This window comes from Cupriavidus sp. WS, from assembly GCF_000395345.1.
Classification (GTDB): Bacteria; Pseudomonadota; Gammaproteobacteria; order Burkholderiales; family Burkholderiaceae; genus Cupriavidus; species Cupriavidus basilensis_B.
In genome coordinates this window covers 1-14,250 of sequence record NZ_AQPL01000243.1, presented here as the reverse complement: position 1 = coordinate 14,250, position 14,250 = coordinate 1, and the positions used below count along the sequence as shown (strand labels likewise).

12 protein-coding genes are annotated in these 14,250 nt (G+C 69.8%); 7 read left to right on the top strand and 5 right to left on the bottom strand.

The window, feature by feature from the left end; all coding sequences use genetic code 11:
* A partial coding sequence (dnaK, locus tag K206_RS0120010) for a molecular chaperone DnaK (protein ID WP_020204171.1) occupies positions 1-1,305 on the bottom strand: 1,305 nt, incomplete at its 3' end.
* Between the two features lie 213 nt (positions 1,306-1,518).
* Positions 1,519-2,082: a cob(I)yrinic acid a,c-diamide adenosyltransferase gene (locus K206_RS0120005; protein ID WP_020204170.1), complete on the bottom strand. Its 564-nt coding sequence runs from the start codon at positions 2,080-2,082 to the stop codon at positions 1,519-1,521.
* Between the two features lie 233 nt (positions 2,083-2,315).
* On the opposite strand from K206_RS0120005, the gene K206_RS0120000 reads away from it, so the two are divergent.
* The 6 genes from K206_RS0120000 (at position 2,316) to glcF (ending at position 9,881) form a co-directional block, all read left to right on the top strand.
* A complete protein-coding gene (locus tag K206_RS0120000; RefSeq protein WP_020204169.1) occupies positions 2,316-3,734 on the top strand; it encodes an FAD-binding oxidoreductase in 1,419 nt (472 codons plus the stop codon).
* A 9-nt stretch (positions 3,735-3,743) separates the two neighbouring features.
* Positions 3,744-4,634: a LysR substrate-binding domain-containing protein gene (locus K206_RS0119995; protein WP_020204168.1), complete on the top strand. Its 891-nt coding sequence runs from the start codon at positions 3,744-3,746 to the stop codon at positions 4,632-4,634.
* A gap of 321 nt (positions 4,635-4,955) precedes the next feature.
* Positions 4,956-6,449 (top strand): FAD-linked oxidase C-terminal domain-containing protein, encoded by a 1,494-nt coding sequence (locus K206_RS0119990; protein WP_020204167.1) that lies wholly within the window; start codon positions 4,956-4,958, stop codon positions 6,447-6,449.
* A gap of 2 nt (positions 6,450-6,451) precedes the next feature.
* Positions 6,452-7,432 carry an ion transporter gene (locus K206_RS0119985; RefSeq protein WP_020204166.1) on the top strand — a complete coding sequence of 327 codons (981 nt, stop codon included), beginning with the start codon at positions 6,452-6,454 and terminating at the stop codon, positions 7,430-7,432.
* 47 nt (positions 7,433-7,479) lie between these two features.
* The gene (gene glcE / locus K206_RS0119980) at positions 7,480-8,568 is read left to right on the top strand and encodes a glycolate oxidase subunit GlcE (RefSeq protein ID WP_020204165.1); all 1,089 of its coding nucleotides are present in this window, start codon (positions 7,480-7,482) and stop codon (positions 8,566-8,568) included.
* A 62-nt stretch (positions 8,569-8,630) separates the two neighbouring features.
* On the top strand, positions 8,631-9,881 hold the full coding sequence (gene glcF, locus K206_RS0119975) for a glycolate oxidase subunit GlcF (protein ID WP_020204164.1): 1,251 nt from the start codon (positions 8,631-8,633) through the stop codon (positions 9,879-9,881).
* A 10-nt stretch (positions 9,882-9,891) separates the two neighbouring features.
* Here the strand turns inward: glcF and K206_RS0119970 are convergent, their stop codons facing one another.
* From K206_RS0119970 to K206_RS0119960, 3 genes are read right to left on the bottom strand one after another with little or no spacing between them, the layout of a single operon-like run.
* Positions 9,892-10,500, bottom strand: coding sequence for a flavin reductase family protein (locus K206_RS0119970; RefSeq protein WP_020204163.1), 609 nt, complete (start codon positions 10,498-10,500; stop codon positions 9,892-9,894).
* Position 10,501: 1 nt separating this feature from the next.
* On the bottom strand, positions 10,502-11,452 hold the full coding sequence (locus tag K206_RS0119965) for a carbon-nitrogen hydrolase family protein (protein ID WP_020204162.1): 951 nt from the start codon (positions 11,450-11,452) through the stop codon (positions 10,502-10,504).
* A gap of 20 nt (positions 11,453-11,472) precedes the next feature.
* Complete coding sequence (locus K206_RS0119960; protein WP_020204161.1) at positions 11,473-13,125, bottom strand: MFS transporter; 1,653 nt, start codon at positions 13,123-13,125, stop codon at positions 11,473-11,475.
* Between the two features lie 300 nt (positions 13,126-13,425).
* Here K206_RS0119960 and K206_RS0119955 point away from each other — a divergent pair, with 300 nt between their 5' ends.
* Entirely contained in the window at positions 13,426-14,181 is a 756-nt protein-coding gene (locus K206_RS0119955; protein WP_196812899.1) for a TrmB family transcriptional regulator, read from the top strand.
* Positions 14,182-14,250: the final 69 nt, after the last annotated feature.

Below are 14,250 nucleotides of genomic sequence, written 5' to 3'. Positions count from 1 at the left end.
CGGCTGGTTGTCGTCGGCGGTCGAGAACACCTGCGCATGCTTGGTCGGGATGGTGGTGTTCTTGGTGATCATCTTGGTCATCACGCCGCCCAGGGTCTCGATGCCCAGCGACAGCGGCGTCACGTCCAGCAGCAGCACGTCCTTGCGGTCGCCCGACAGCACCGAGCCCTGGATCGCGGCGCCCACGGCCACGGCTTCGTCAGGGTTCACGTCCTTGCGCGCTTCCTTGCCGAAGAACTCCTTGACCTGCTCCTGCACCTTGGGCATGCGGGTCATGCCGCCGACCAGGATCACGTCGTCGATCTCGCTGACCTTGACGCCGGCGTCCTTGATCGCGATGCGGCACGGCTCGATGGTGCGGGTGATCAGCTCTTCCACCAGCGCTTCGAGCTTGGCGCGCGTCATCTTCAGGTTCAAGTGCTTCGGGCCCGAGGCGTCCGCCGTGATGTACGGCAGGTTGATCTCGGTCTGCTGCGAGCTCGACAGTTCGATCTTGGCCTTTTCCGCGGCTTCCTTCAGGCGCTGCAGCGCGAGCACGTCCTTGGACAGGTCGACGCCCTGGTCCTTCTTGAACTCGCTGATGATGTAGTCGATGATGCGCTGGTCGAAGTCTTCGCCGCCCAGGAAGGTGTCGCCGTTGGTCGACAGCACTTCGAACTGCTTCTCGCCGTCCACGTCCGCGATCTCGATGATCGAGATGTCGAAGGTGCCGCCGCCGAGGTCATACACGGCGATCTTGCGGTCGCCCTTCTCGTTCTTGTCGAGGCCGAACGCCAGCGCGGCCGCGGTCGGCTCGTTGATGATGCGCTTGACGTCGAGGCCGGCGATGCGGCCGGCGTCCTTGGTGGCCTGGCGCTGCGAGTCGTTGAAGTAGGCCGGCACGGTGATCACGGCTTCGGTCACCGGCTCGCCGAGGTAGTCCTCGGCCGTCTTCTTCATCTTGCGCAGCACTTCGGCGGACACCTGCGGCGGCGCCAGCTTCTGGTCGCGCACCGACACCCATGCGTCGCCGTTGTCAGCCTTGACGATGGAGTACGGCATCAGGCCGATGTCCTTCTGCACTTCCTTTTCTTCGAACTTGCGGCCGATCAGGCGCTTCACCGCGTACAGGGTGTTGCGCGGATTGGTCACCGCCTGGCGCTTGGCCGGCGCGCCCACCAGGATCTCGCCATCTTCCATGTAGGCGATGATCGACGGGGTGGTGCGGGTGCCTTCGGCGTTTTCGATCACCTTGGGCGTATTGCCTTCCATGATCGCGACACAGCTATTGGTGGTACCGAGGTCGATACCGATGATCTTACCCATTTATTCTCTCCTCTTGAGCCCCGCTATCCGCGGGCGCTGCAATTCGTCCTGGAGTCGGAAATGTGGCCGTCCGGGGCCATTTCAAGGGCCGGACGCGCAATTCCGAGTAATTTTCTCGGTTTTTCCGGGCGCATCGCGGCAGGACGGCGGCCGGCCGGCGGGGCGGCCCGCGCGCCGGCGCGCGGCGGCGGGAGCCGGCCCGTCGTTTATGCCTTATTTATCACTTTCGGCAGCCCGCCCGCGCTGCCACAGCACGTCGTCGCCGCCGGCCGCGCGGTTCAGCACGCGCGCCAGCACGAACAGCAGGTCGGAGAGCCGGTTCAGGTACTGGCGCGGCGCCTCGTTGAGCGCCTCGCGCGCGCCCAGCGCCACCAGCGCCCGCTCGGCGCGCCGGCACACCGTGCGGCAGACGTGCGCCACCGCCGCGGCGCGGCTGCCGCCGGGCAGGATGAACTCGGCCAGGCGCGGCAGCGCGGCGTTGTAGTGCGCCAGCCATGCGTCGAGCTGCAGCACCTGTTCCGGCCTGACCAGCACGTAGCCGGGGATGGACAGCTCGCCGCCGAGGTCGAACAGGTCGTGCTGGATGTGCAGCAGCGCCGCGCGCACCTCGTCGGGCAGCGTTTCGGCCAGCAGCACGCCGAGATGGGAATTGAGCTCGTCGACGTCGCCGATGGCGGCGATGCGCAGGCTGTCCTTGCCGGTGCGGCTGCCGTCGCCGAGGCCGGTGGTGCCGCCGTCCCCGGTGCGGGTGGCGATCTTGGTCAGGCGGTTGCCCATGCGGGTCTCCTGCGGTGGCAATCCCGCATTATGGCGCCCATCGGCGCCGCGGCGGCGGCGGTCGCGCGCATGCCGGGCGCCGGCGCCCGATGTGCTGTGGCGGACAGGCGCGGCGTAGAATAGCGGGATTCGCCCGCGACGCCAGCGGGCACCAGTGCCGGCACCGACGCGCGCCGCCCGCTCCCGGGCAGCGCCGCGCGGCAGCCTGCCGCCGCAGTCCCGCCGGAGACACCATGAACCATCCCACCCCCCACGCGGCGCTGGCGCGCCAGCCGCTGCCGGCCGCCGTGCGCGAGGCCCTGCAGGCCCGTTTCGGCGAGCGCTTCTCCACCTCCGCCGGCGTGTGCGAGCACCACGGGCGCGACGAGTCGCCGTTCCCGCCAGCCGCGCCGGACGGCGTGGTGTTCGCCCACAGCACCGAGGAAGTGGCCGAGGTGGCGCGCCTGTGCAACGCGCACCGCGTGCCGCTGATCCCCTACGGCGCCGGCTCCTCGCTCGAGGGCCACCTGCTGGCGGTGGCCGGCGGCATCAGCCTCGACCTGTCGCAGATGAACCGCGTGCTGTCGGTGCAGGCCGAGGACCTGAACGTGACCGTGCAGCCGGGCGTGACCCGCAAGCAGCTCAACCAGGAAATCAAGGACAGCGGCCTGTTCTTCCCGATCGATCCGGGCGCCGACGCCTCGCTGGGCGGCATGTGCGCCACGCGCGCCTCCGGGACCAACGCGGTGCGCTACGGCACCATGCGCGAGAACGTGCTGGCGCTGACCGTGGTCATGGCCGACGGCCGCATCGTCAGGACCGGCACGCACGCGCGCAAGTCGTCCGCCGGCTACGACCTGACCCGCCTGATGATCGGCAGCGAAGGCACGCTGGGCATCATCACCGAGGTCACGGTGCGGCTCTACCCGCAGCCCGAGGCCATCTCCGCCGCCATCTGCGCGTTCCCCAGCATGGGCAGCGCGGTGCGGGCGGTGATCGACACCATCCAGCTCGGCGTGCCGGTGGCGCGCGTGGAGTTCGTCGACGCGCTGGCCATCCGCGCCATCAACCGGCACGACAACCTGTCCATGCCGGAGATGCCGCACCTGTTCTTCGAGTTCCACGGCACCGAAGCCGGCGTCAGGGAGCAGGCCGAGACCGTGCAGCAGATCGCCGCCGAGCACGGCGGCCAGGGCTTCGAGTGGGCCACCCGGCCGGAAGACCGCAGCCGCCTGTGGAACGCGCGCCATACCGCCTACTTCGCCATGCTCCAGCTCAAGCCGGGCTGCCGCGCCGTCACCACCGACGTGTGCGTGCCGATCTCGCGGCTGGCCGAGTGCGTGAGCGAGACCGAGCGCGACCTCGCCGCCTCCACGCTGCCCTGCCCGATCGTCGGCCACGTCGGCGACGGCAACTTCCACGTGGCGATCCTGACCGACCCGGCCAGGCCCGAGGAGCTGGCCGAGGCCGAGACCATCAACCGGCGCATCGTCGAGCGCGCGCTGGCCCTGGGCGGCACCTGCACCGGCGAGCACGGCGTGGGCCTGCACAAGATGGACTTCCTGGTCAGCGAGCACGGCGAGGATGCGCTGGACCTGATGCGCGCCATCAAGAACGCGCTCGATCCCAACCACATCCTCAACCCGGGCAAGATCTTCCGCGCGACGCGCTAGGGGCCGCGCATGGCCGCCGTGTTCAACCGCGTCCCGCCGCTGCACCTGCTGATCGCGTTCGAGGCCGCCGCCCGCCTGGGCAGCTTCGCGCGCGCGGCGGAGGAGCTGTCGGTCACGCCCAGCGCCGTGTCGCACCGCATCAAGAACCTCGAGGAGCTGTGGGGCGAGGACCTGTTCGTGCGCTCCAACGCCGCGCTGCGGCTGACCGCCGCCGGCACGCGCTACCTGCGCAACGTGCAGGACGCGCTCAAGTCCCTCAACGAGCTGGCGCGGCCCGAGTACAACAAGCAGCGCACGCGCCTGCGCGTGGCGATCCCGCCCACCTTCGGCCGCCAGCACCTGGTGCCGCGCCTGCCCGAGTTCACCGCGCTGTACCCGCACATCGACACCGAGCTGCACCTGGCCATCCCGTTCCTCGACGTGAAGGCCGAGGACACCGACGTGGAGATCCGCTACGGCACCGGCCGCTACCCGGACCTGAAGACCACCAGGCTGCTGGTCGAGCCGGTGTTCCCGGCCTGCGGGCGCGAATACTACGAGCACATCGACGGCCGCTCGGTCACGCGGCCCGAGCACCTGCACAACCTGGTGCTGCTGCGCAGCCCGCTGGAGCCGTGGAAGCCGTGGTTCGAGACCGCCGGGCTGGACTGGCCCGAGCCGCAGACCGGCCCGCAGTTCAACGACATCGGCCTGATGCTGGAGGCCATCGCCTCCAACCAGGGCGTGGCGCTGGTGCGCCAGCGCATGGCCCGCCACTGGCTGGCGCTGGGCCAGATGGTGCGCCTGCTCGACATCGAATCGGTCTCGCCGCACGGCTACTACATCGTCGAGCGCGAGCAGGCGCCGCTCAAGCCCGAGGCGCGCTATTTCGTCGACTGGCTGCTGGGGCTGGAGTGGTAGCGGCGTAGCCGGCCATGCCGGGGCGTGGCGCCGGGATGTGGCGCCGGAGAGCCGCCGGCGGTGGCCACCGACATGGCAGCCGACATGGCAGCCGGCGCCCGCTGCCGGTGCTAAGCTGGAATCGCGCGGCGCCCGCGCGCGGGTCCGGCCGTGCCCTGCCATGTTCCGGTCCGCCGCCGGCATGAGCGATTTTGATCGGCCTGCCATGCGGAATTCACGTCGCCGCCATGCTGCGCGGCGGCACGGCTGCGCTATAGTCCTTGCTCCCCACCCGCTCGCGCCGCGCCCCGCGCCGCGCCCGCGGCCACTACAGGAGTTGTCATGAACGCCCCGCACGAAGTCTCCCTGGTCACCGACGACAGCCGCCGCGCGGCGCTGCTCGAAGGCCTGGCGAAAATCCTGCCCGATGCGGCCCTGTTGTGGAAGCCCGAGGACACCGCGCCCTACGAATGCGATGGCCTGGCCGCCTACCGCCAGTTGCCGGTGGCCGTGGTGCTGCCCGACAGCGAAGAACAGGTCTGCGCCATCCTGCGCCTGTGCCATGCGCTGCAGGTGCCGGTGGTGCCGCGCGGCGCGGGCACCAGCCTGTCCGGCGGCGCCATGCCGATCGCCACCGGGCTGGTGCTGTCGCTGGCCAAGTTCAAGCGCATCGTCGGCGTGGATGCGCGCGCGCGCACGGCGGTGGTCCAGCCGGGCGTGCGCAACCTGGCCATCTCCGAGGCCGCCGCGCCCCACGGCCTCTATTACGCGCCCGACCCGTCCTCGCAGATCGCCTGCACCATCGGCGGCAACGTCAGCGAGAACTCGGGCGGCGTGCACTGCCTCAAGTACGGCCTCACGGTACACAACGTGCTGCGCGTGCGCGCGGTCACGATGGCCGGCGAGGTGGTGGAGTTCGGCTCCGAGGCGCCCGACGCGCCCGGGCTGGACCTGCTGGCCGCGATGATCGGCTCGGAGGGCATGCTGGCGGTCGTCACCGAAGTGACCGTCAAGCTGATCCCCAAGCCGCAACTGGCGCAGGTCATCATGGCCAGCTTCGACGACGTGGCCAAGGGCGGCAACGCGGTGGCCGACGTGATCGGCGCGGGCATCATCCCGGCCGGGCTGGAGATGATGGACAAGCCCGCCACCGCGGCCGTGGAAGAATTCGTGCGCGCCGGCTACGACCTCGACGCCGCCGCCATCCTGCTGTGCGAGTCCGACGGCACCACCGAGGAAGTGGCCGAGGAGATCGAGCGCATGAGCGAGGTGCTGCGCGCCTCGGGCGCCACGCGCATCGCCGTGTCGCAGAGCGAGTCGGAGCGGCTGCGCTTCTGGAGCGGGCGCAAGAACGCCTTCCCCGCGGCCGGCCGCATCTCGCCGGACTACTACTGCATGGACGGCACCATCCCGCGCAAGCACATCGGCACGCTGCTCACGCGCATCGAGGAAATGGAGCGCAAGTACGGGCTGCGCTGCATGAACGTGTTCCATGCCGGCGACGGCAACATGCACCCGCTGATCCTGTTCGACGGCGCCGACCAGGACCAGTGGCACCGCGCCGAGCTGTTCGGCTCGGACATCCTCGAGAGCTGCGTGGAGCTGGGCGGCACCGTCACCGGCGAGCACGGCGTGGGCGTGGAGAAGCTCAACTCGATGTGCGTGCAGTTCTCGCCCGAGGAGCGCGAGATGTTCTTCGCCGTCAAGGCGGCCTTCGACCCGGCGCGCCTGCTCAACCCGGACAAGGCCATCCCCACGCTGGCACGCTGCGCGGAATACGGCCGCATGCACGTCAAGCGCGGCCTGCTGCCGCATCCCGACCTGCCGCGCTTCTGAACATGGCGGGCCACAAAGCCGCCGCGCGCGGCCAGCAGCGACTCACCGCGCAGGTGCGCCAGCGCCTGGGCAAGCCCGAGTCGGGCTGGCGCGAGCGCTGGTACACCATCATCTTCGAGGCCGACACGCACGCCGGGCGGCTGTTCGACATCGCGCTGCTGCTGTGCATCGTGGCCAGCGTGCTGGTGGTGGTGTTCGACAGCCTGCCGGCGGTCAGCCAGCGCCTGGGCAGCGCGTTCACGGCGGCGGAGTGGCTGTTCACGCTGGTGTTCACGGCCGAGTACGTGATGCGCATCCTGGTGGTGCGCCGCCCGCTGCGCTATGTGTTCAGCTTCTTCGGCGTGGTGGACTTCCTGTCGATCATCCCGACCTGGCTGGCCTTCTTCGTGCCGGAGCTGGCCTTCCTGATCGACGTGCGCCTGCTGCGGCTGCTGCGCGTGTTCCGGATCCTCAAGCTGACGGTGTACTTCGAGGAGGCGCAGATCCTGTACCGCGCGCTGGCCAACAGCCGGCGCAAGATCTTCGTGTTCCTGGCCACGGTGTTCATCATCACCGTGATCCTGGGCACCGTGATGTACGTGGTGGAAGGCCCGCAGCACGGCTTCACCAGCATCCCGGTGAGCATGTACTGGGCGGTGGTGACGCTGACCACGACCGGCTTCGGCGACATGGTGCCGAAGACGCCGCTGGGGCAGTTCATCACCTCGCTGACCATCCTGCTGGGCTACGGCATCATCGCCTTCCCGACCGGCATCGTCGGCGCCGAGCTGGCCGCCAGCATCCTGAAGCGGCCGCTGACCACGCGCACCTGCACGCACTGCCTGAGCGAGGGGCACGACCCCGACGCGGCCTACTGCAAGCACTGCGGCAGCGCGCTGCCGCCGTACCGGGAAGACCACGACGAGCGCGACGAGCGCGACAGGCAAGACGAAAACGCGGGCGGCGGCAAACCCGCGCCCGGCGCCAGGACACCGCCAGGCTGACCCGCCCTCGCCCACAAAACCCACACAACCAGAGCCAGCCAGCACCCATGCCAGCCGACCAGCAAGCCACCCTCGACGCCTTCCGCGACACCATCCGGCGCGCCACGGACGCACGCACGCCGCTGCGCTTGCGCGGCGGCGGCAGCAAGGATTTCTACGGCCAGCAATTGCAGGGCGAGGTGCTCGACACGCGCGGCTACAGCGGCATCGTCGACTACGACCCGCCCGAGCTGGTGATCACCGCGCGCTGCGGCACGCCGCTGGCCGAGATCGAGGCGGCGCTGGCCGAGCGCCGCCAGATGCTGGCCTTCGAGCCGCCGCATTTCGGCGCCGGCGCCACGCTCGGCGGCGCGGTCGCGGCGGGCCTGTCCGGCCCGCGCCGGCAGGCCGTGGGCGCGCTGCGCGACTTCGTGCTCGGCGTGCAGGTGATGGACGGCCGCGGCGACATCCTCGGCTTCGGCGGCCAGGTCATGAAGAACGTGGCGGGCTACGACGTCTCGCGCCTGATGGCCGGCTCGCTGGGCACGCTGGGGCTGATCCTGGAAGTCTCGCTCAAGGTGCTGCCGGTGCCGTTCGACGAGGCCACGCTGCGCTTCGCGCTGGGCGAGGCCGAGGCGCTCGAGCGCCTCAACCAGTGGGGCGGCCAGCCGCTGCCGGTGGCCGCCTCGGCCTGGCACGACGGCACGCTGCACCTGCGCCTGTCGGGCGCGGCCGCCGCGGTGCGCGCCGCGCGCGAGCGCCTGGGCGGCGAGGCCGTGGCGCCGGACCAGGCCGGCGCGCTGTGGCAGGCGCTGCGCGAGCAGCAGCACCCGTTCTTCGCCCCGGTGCAGGCGGGCCGCGCGCTGTGGCGCGTCGCCGTGCCCACCACCGCCGCGCCGCTGGCGCTGCCGGGTGGCCAGTTGATCGAATGGGGCGGCGGCCAGCGCTGGTGGCTGGGCGGCGCCGACAGCGCCGCCGCCGTGCGCGCGGCCGCCGCCGCCGCGGGCGGCCACGCCACGCTGTTCCGCAACGGCGACAAGGCCGCCGGCGTGTTCACGCCGCTGGCCGCGCCGCTGGAGGCGATCCACCAGCGCCTCAAGGCCAGCTTCGACCCCGCCGGCATCTTCAACCCGCGGCGCATGTACGCCGGCTTCTGAGCCGCGCGCCAGGCAACCCATTCCCCAGCACCCCGAGCAAAGGCACCGGAGAGTCCCCCACCATGCAAACCACCCTGGCCGAGTTCCTGCGCGGCACGCCCGAAGGCGAAGAGGCCAAGTCCATCGTCGGCAAGTGCGTGCACTGCGGCTTCTGCACCGCCACCTGCCCCACCTACCAGTTGCTCGGCGACGAGCTGGACGGCCCGCGCGGGCGCATCTACCTGATGAAGCAGGTGTTCGAAGGCCAGCCCGTCACCGAAAGCACGCGCCTGCACCTGGACCGCTGCCTGACCTGCCGCAACTGCGAATCGACCTGCCCCTCGGGCGTGCGCTACGGCCGCCTGGTGGACATCGGCCGCAAGGTGGTGGACGAGCGCCTGGCGGCCCAGGGCGTGCAGCGCCCGGCCGGCGAGCGCTTCGCGCGCTGGGCCCTGCGCGAAGGCATCACGCGCCCGGCGCTGTTCGGCCCGGCCATGCGCCTGGGCCAGCGCGTGCGCCCGCTGCTGCCGCAGGCGCTGCGCAACAAGGTGCCGAAGCCGACCGCCGCCGGCGCGTGGCCGCGCAACGCCCACGCGCGCAAGATGGTGCTGCTCGACGGCTGCGTGCAGCCTTCGATGTCGCCCAACATCAACGCCGCCACCGCGCGCGTGTTCGACCGCCTCGGCGTGCAGCTGCTGGTGGCGCGCGAGGCCGGCTGCTGCGGCGCGGTGCGCCACCACACCGGCGACCACGACGGCGGCCTCGACAATGCGCGCCGCAACATCGACGCCTGGTGGCCGCTGGTGGAAGCCGGCGCCGAGGCCATCGTGATGACCTCCTCGGGCTGCGGCGTGATGGTCAAGGAATACGGCCACCTGCTGCGCAACGACGCGCGCTACGCCGAACGCGCGCACCGCATCTCGGCGCTCACGCGCGACCTGTGCGAGCTGCTGCCGGACTTCGCCGACAACCTGCAGGACATGGCCAGCGCCGCGCCGCGCGCCGCCGACGGCCAGCGCGTGGCCTACCACCCGCCCTGCACCCTGCAGCACGGCCAGCAGATCCGCGGCCGCGTGGAGGCGCTGCTGACCGCGCTGGGCGTGGAGGTCAAGCTCTGCGCCGACAGCCACCTGTGCTGCGGCTCGGCCGGTACCTACTCGGTGCTGCAGCCGGCGCTGTCCCAGCGCCTGCGCGACGACAAGCTCGCCAACCTGCAGGCCTCGAAGCCGGACGCCATCGTGTCGGCCAACATCGGCTGCATCACGCACCTGCAGAGCGGCACCGACACGCCGGTGCAGCACTGGATCGAACTGGTGGACCGGCTGCTGGGGTGAGCGGCCGCGGCTAGCCCGGCCGCTCCAGTTGGAACAGATCGGTGGAGCGCGCATACCAGCCGCTGCCGTGCATGCGGCTGATCAGGTCCAGCGCCGGCGCATCGATGTAGCCCCGCGCGGGATCGAGCAGCGCGTCGTCCCGCACGTGCATCGACAACACCCTGCCGATGACCACGAACTGGCCGGGGCCGGTCATGATGCTGGTGTGGCTGGCGCACTCGAGCGCCACCGGGCAGCCGTCGATCCGCGGCGGACGCACGACCCTCGACGCGACCGGCGCCAGGCCGGCAAGCGCGATCTCGTCCTCGCCCGGCGCGTAGTCGGCGGCCGTCATGTTCATCGGCCCGGCAAGCGCCGCGGGCACGAGGTTCACCACGAACTCCCCCGTGTCGAGGATGTTCGCCGCCGTGTCCTTGGTGCCGCGGCTCTGGTGCCGGAGCAGTCCCAGCGCGACCGTGGGCGGCTCATGCCCCATCACGTTGAAGAAGCTGTAGGGCGCGGCATTGACGACGCCCTCCTTCGAGACGGTCGTGACCCATGCGATGGGCCGCGGGGTGACCGCCGAGGTCAGCAGGTTGTACACCGTGCGCGCCGGCAACGATCCGAAGTCCAGATCCACCTCACGCCTCCTCGTCGCCCGCGCCGGAAATGCAGGTGAGCGCCGCCTTCGGGCGGGTATCCACGGCGAGGCGGAAGACGTCCGGGCGGGCATAGTGCCCGGCGACGTCGAAGTCGAACTTGCCGCGGATGATCTGCCGCGGATCGACGGTGGCGTACAGCACGGCTTCCCGGTTGAACTCGGGGCCGGCCAGGACCTGGCCGAGCGGATCGACGATGGCGCTGCCGCCGCGCAGCAGGACCGTTTCCGGGGCATCGCCGAGCGCGCACTCCATGTCCTCGGGATAGGCGCCGCGGCGCAGGTACTGGCAGGCGCTCAGCACGTAGCAGCGGCCCTCGAGCGCGATATGCCGCATGCTCGGCAGCCAGGTGTCGCGATCGTCGGCGGTCGGCGCGCAATACAGCGCGACGCCCTTGCCGTACATATACATGCGCAGCATCGGCATGTAGTTTTCCCAGCAGATGACGGCGCCGATGCGGCCGTAGGGCGTGTCGACGACGGGCATCGTCGAGCCGTCGCCGAACCCCCACACCAGCCGCTCGCCGGCGGTCGGCATCAGTTTCCGGTGCTTGGCGACCAGCCCGCTGCTGCCGTGGAAGAACAGCGCGGTGCAGTACAGCGTGCCGCCGTCCGCCTCGATGCATCCGATCACGACGAACGCGTCGCTGTGCGCGACCGCCTCCGCGATCAGCGCCACTTCCTTGCCGTCGAGCGCGATGGCCTGTTCGTGGTAGGCCGCGTAGGCGTCGCGGCCCGCGGGCGTGCGCATGCCCACCGGCGCGCCGAAGCTGTTTCCTTTCGGATAGCCGCCCAGGAAGGCTTCGGGAAAGACGATGACCTTGGCGTCCTGCTCGATGGCCTCGCGCACCAGGCGCGCGGCTTTCTCCGCGCAGGCCATGCTGTCGGTGGGAATCGATTCGGCCTGGACGACGGCCACTTTGAATGGGTTCATGATGATTGCCGGTGTGTGGTTCAGTGTTCGAGATCCGGGTCGATGGCGGTGGCGCGGAGATTGGGAAGCAGGGCCGCGCCGATCACGCCGACGACGCCGGTGATGACGACCGGATACATCAGGCCGCCGAAGACGTTGCCGGTCGACTGGGACAGGAAGGTGGCGACGAACGGCAGGATGCCGCCGAAGATCCCGGCGCCGATGTGATACGGGAACGACAGCGCCGTGTAGCGGATGCGCGCCGGAAACAGCTCGACCAGATAGGCCGCCACCGGGCCGTAGACCATCGCCACCATCGCGGTCATCAGCACGAGGATGAACACGATCATGGCGCTGTCGATCTGCGCAGGGTCGGCGCTGGCCGGATAGCCCGCCGCGGCAAGCGCCCTGGCATAGGCCGCCTTGTCGAAGCCGGGGATCAGCGGGGATGCGCCGATGCCGAGCGCCACCTCCTGGCCGGCGACGGCCGGCGCGAACGTGAAGCTGACGCCGCGCGCGACCAGGTATTTCTTCACCTGGACGCACAGCTTGCGGTGGTCGGGGTGGGTGCCGATCAGCGCGGCCTGGAGGCTGAAGTCGCACTGGCCGTGCGCGTTGTCGACGTGCAGCTGCACGGGAGCCGCCTCGGTGGCGTGGACCAGCGCGGGATTCCCGGCCCGCATCAGCGCGCCGAACATCGCGTGATAGGACAGCGCGGCGAGCAGCAGGCCGGCGACCATGATCCACTTGCGCCCGATCCGGTCGGACAGCCAGCTCATCAGCACGAAGCTGGGCGCGCCGATCAGGAAGCCCAGCGCGACGAGCCGGTATGCGCTCTCCTGGTCGATCAGCACGGCCTGCTGCAGGAAGATCATCACGTAGAACTGGCCCGTGAAATAGGTGGCGCCCTGGCCCGCGGTCACGCCCAGCAGCGCGAGCACGACGAGCTTCAGGTTGCGCCACTGGCCGAAGGTCTCCTTGAACGGATTGGGCGAGAGGCGGCGCTCGCGCTTCATGCGCGCGAACACCGGCGACTCGTGGAGCCTGGCGCGCACGTACACCGAGATCACCAGCATGACCAGCGACAGCAGGAACGGCACGCGCCAGCCCCAGGCGCGGAACGCCTCGGTGCTCATCGACGCCTGCGTCGCCATGATGACGAGCAGCGAGAGGATCAGGCCGGCCGACGACGTGATCTGGATCCAGCCGGTCAGCAGGCCCCGCCGCTTCGGCACGCAGTGCTCGGAGACGTAGATGACCGCGCCGCCGTATTCCCCGCCGACCGCCAGGCCCTGCACCACGCGCAGCGCCAGAAGCAGGATCCACGACAGGTGCCCGGCGCTCTCGTAGGACGGCAGCAGCCCGATCAGCACGGTCGAGCCGCCCATCATGACCACGGTCATCAGGAACGTGTACTTGCGCCCGAGCTTGTCGCCGAGGTAGCCGAAGAAGATCGAGCCGAGCGGCCGGATGACGAAGCCGACCGCCAGCGCGCCGAGCGCGGCCAGCAGCGATACGGTCGGATTGTCGGCCGGGAACAGCACGCGGCTCATGAAGACGGCGAGCGAGCCATAGATGAAAAAGTCGTACCACTCGAAGAGCGTGCCCAGCGTCGAGGCGGCGACGATCTGCCGCTCCTCCTTGCGCGTCAGCTCCGCTGACGAATCGTGGCTGATGATGGCTTCTGCTGACATCTGTCTGGCTCCGTTTCTCGATTTCCTGAAAATCTGTCGAACACTTTCGACACATTGGTACGTTAGCAATTGCCGTGCCATCGCATACTGCAATATCAACGCTTATTAGTATATTTAAGCACAAATATCGGCACTAAAAGCGAATTTATCAGGATCCATCTTGGTGCGCAAGCCACCAAATGGTGCAAAATTCCGGCGATCTGTCGAAGGATATGGACACATCACAAGGTGGGCTTGTCGATGGATTTCGACACTCGGCTACACTGCGGTATCTCTCGACCCGATGTGGAGTCCGCCGCGGTGGAAGCTGAACTCGCCCAACTGGGCATCACGAAATCGTTGTTCAACCTTTACATGGCCGCCGCCGAGCTCGGCGAGGCGACCATCGCCGAGGTGGCGGCGCGGGCCGGCATGGTCCGCACGACCGCGTACCATGCGCTGCAGCGGCTCGAGGAAGAGGGCCTGGTGACGATCGCTGACCGCGACGGCAAGCGCATCGTGGTGGCGGAAGATCCGCGCAAGCTGCTCGAGCGCGGCAAGGCGCGGCTGCAGGCGATCGAGGCGCTGGTGCCGCAGATGCGATCGGTCTACAACCGCATCAAGGGCAAGCCGCAGATCCGCTTCTTCGAAGGGGAGGAAGGCATCCGCACGGTCCTGTGGGAATCGCTGACGCTGACGGGCGCGCCCAGGGTGCTGCGCGGCTACCTGTCGATGCACGAGCTGGAGCAGACGCCCGGCCTGGGCGAGGTGGAGCGCTTCCTGAACGAGCGCGTGCAGCGCGGCATCGAGCTCAAGGTCATCCGCTCGCGCCAGCGCGACATCCAGCCGATCTGGCCCACGAGCCGCGCCGAGCGCCGCGAGCTGCGCTACGCGCCGCCGGAGATGGAGATATCGATGACCACCTTCATCTTCGACAACCGCGTGTCGCTGATCTCGTCGCGCCACGAGAACTACGGGCTGATCATCGAGAGCGAGGAGTTCGCCACCATGCAGCGCGGCCTCTTCGATACCGTCTGGAGCGTGAGCGAGGCCTCGCGGCCGCAGGACTCCATCTAGCCCGCGGCCCGCCGCGCGGCGGGCCGGCTATGACCACCCGGGCGCTTGCGGCCTTGCCGGCGCGGCCCG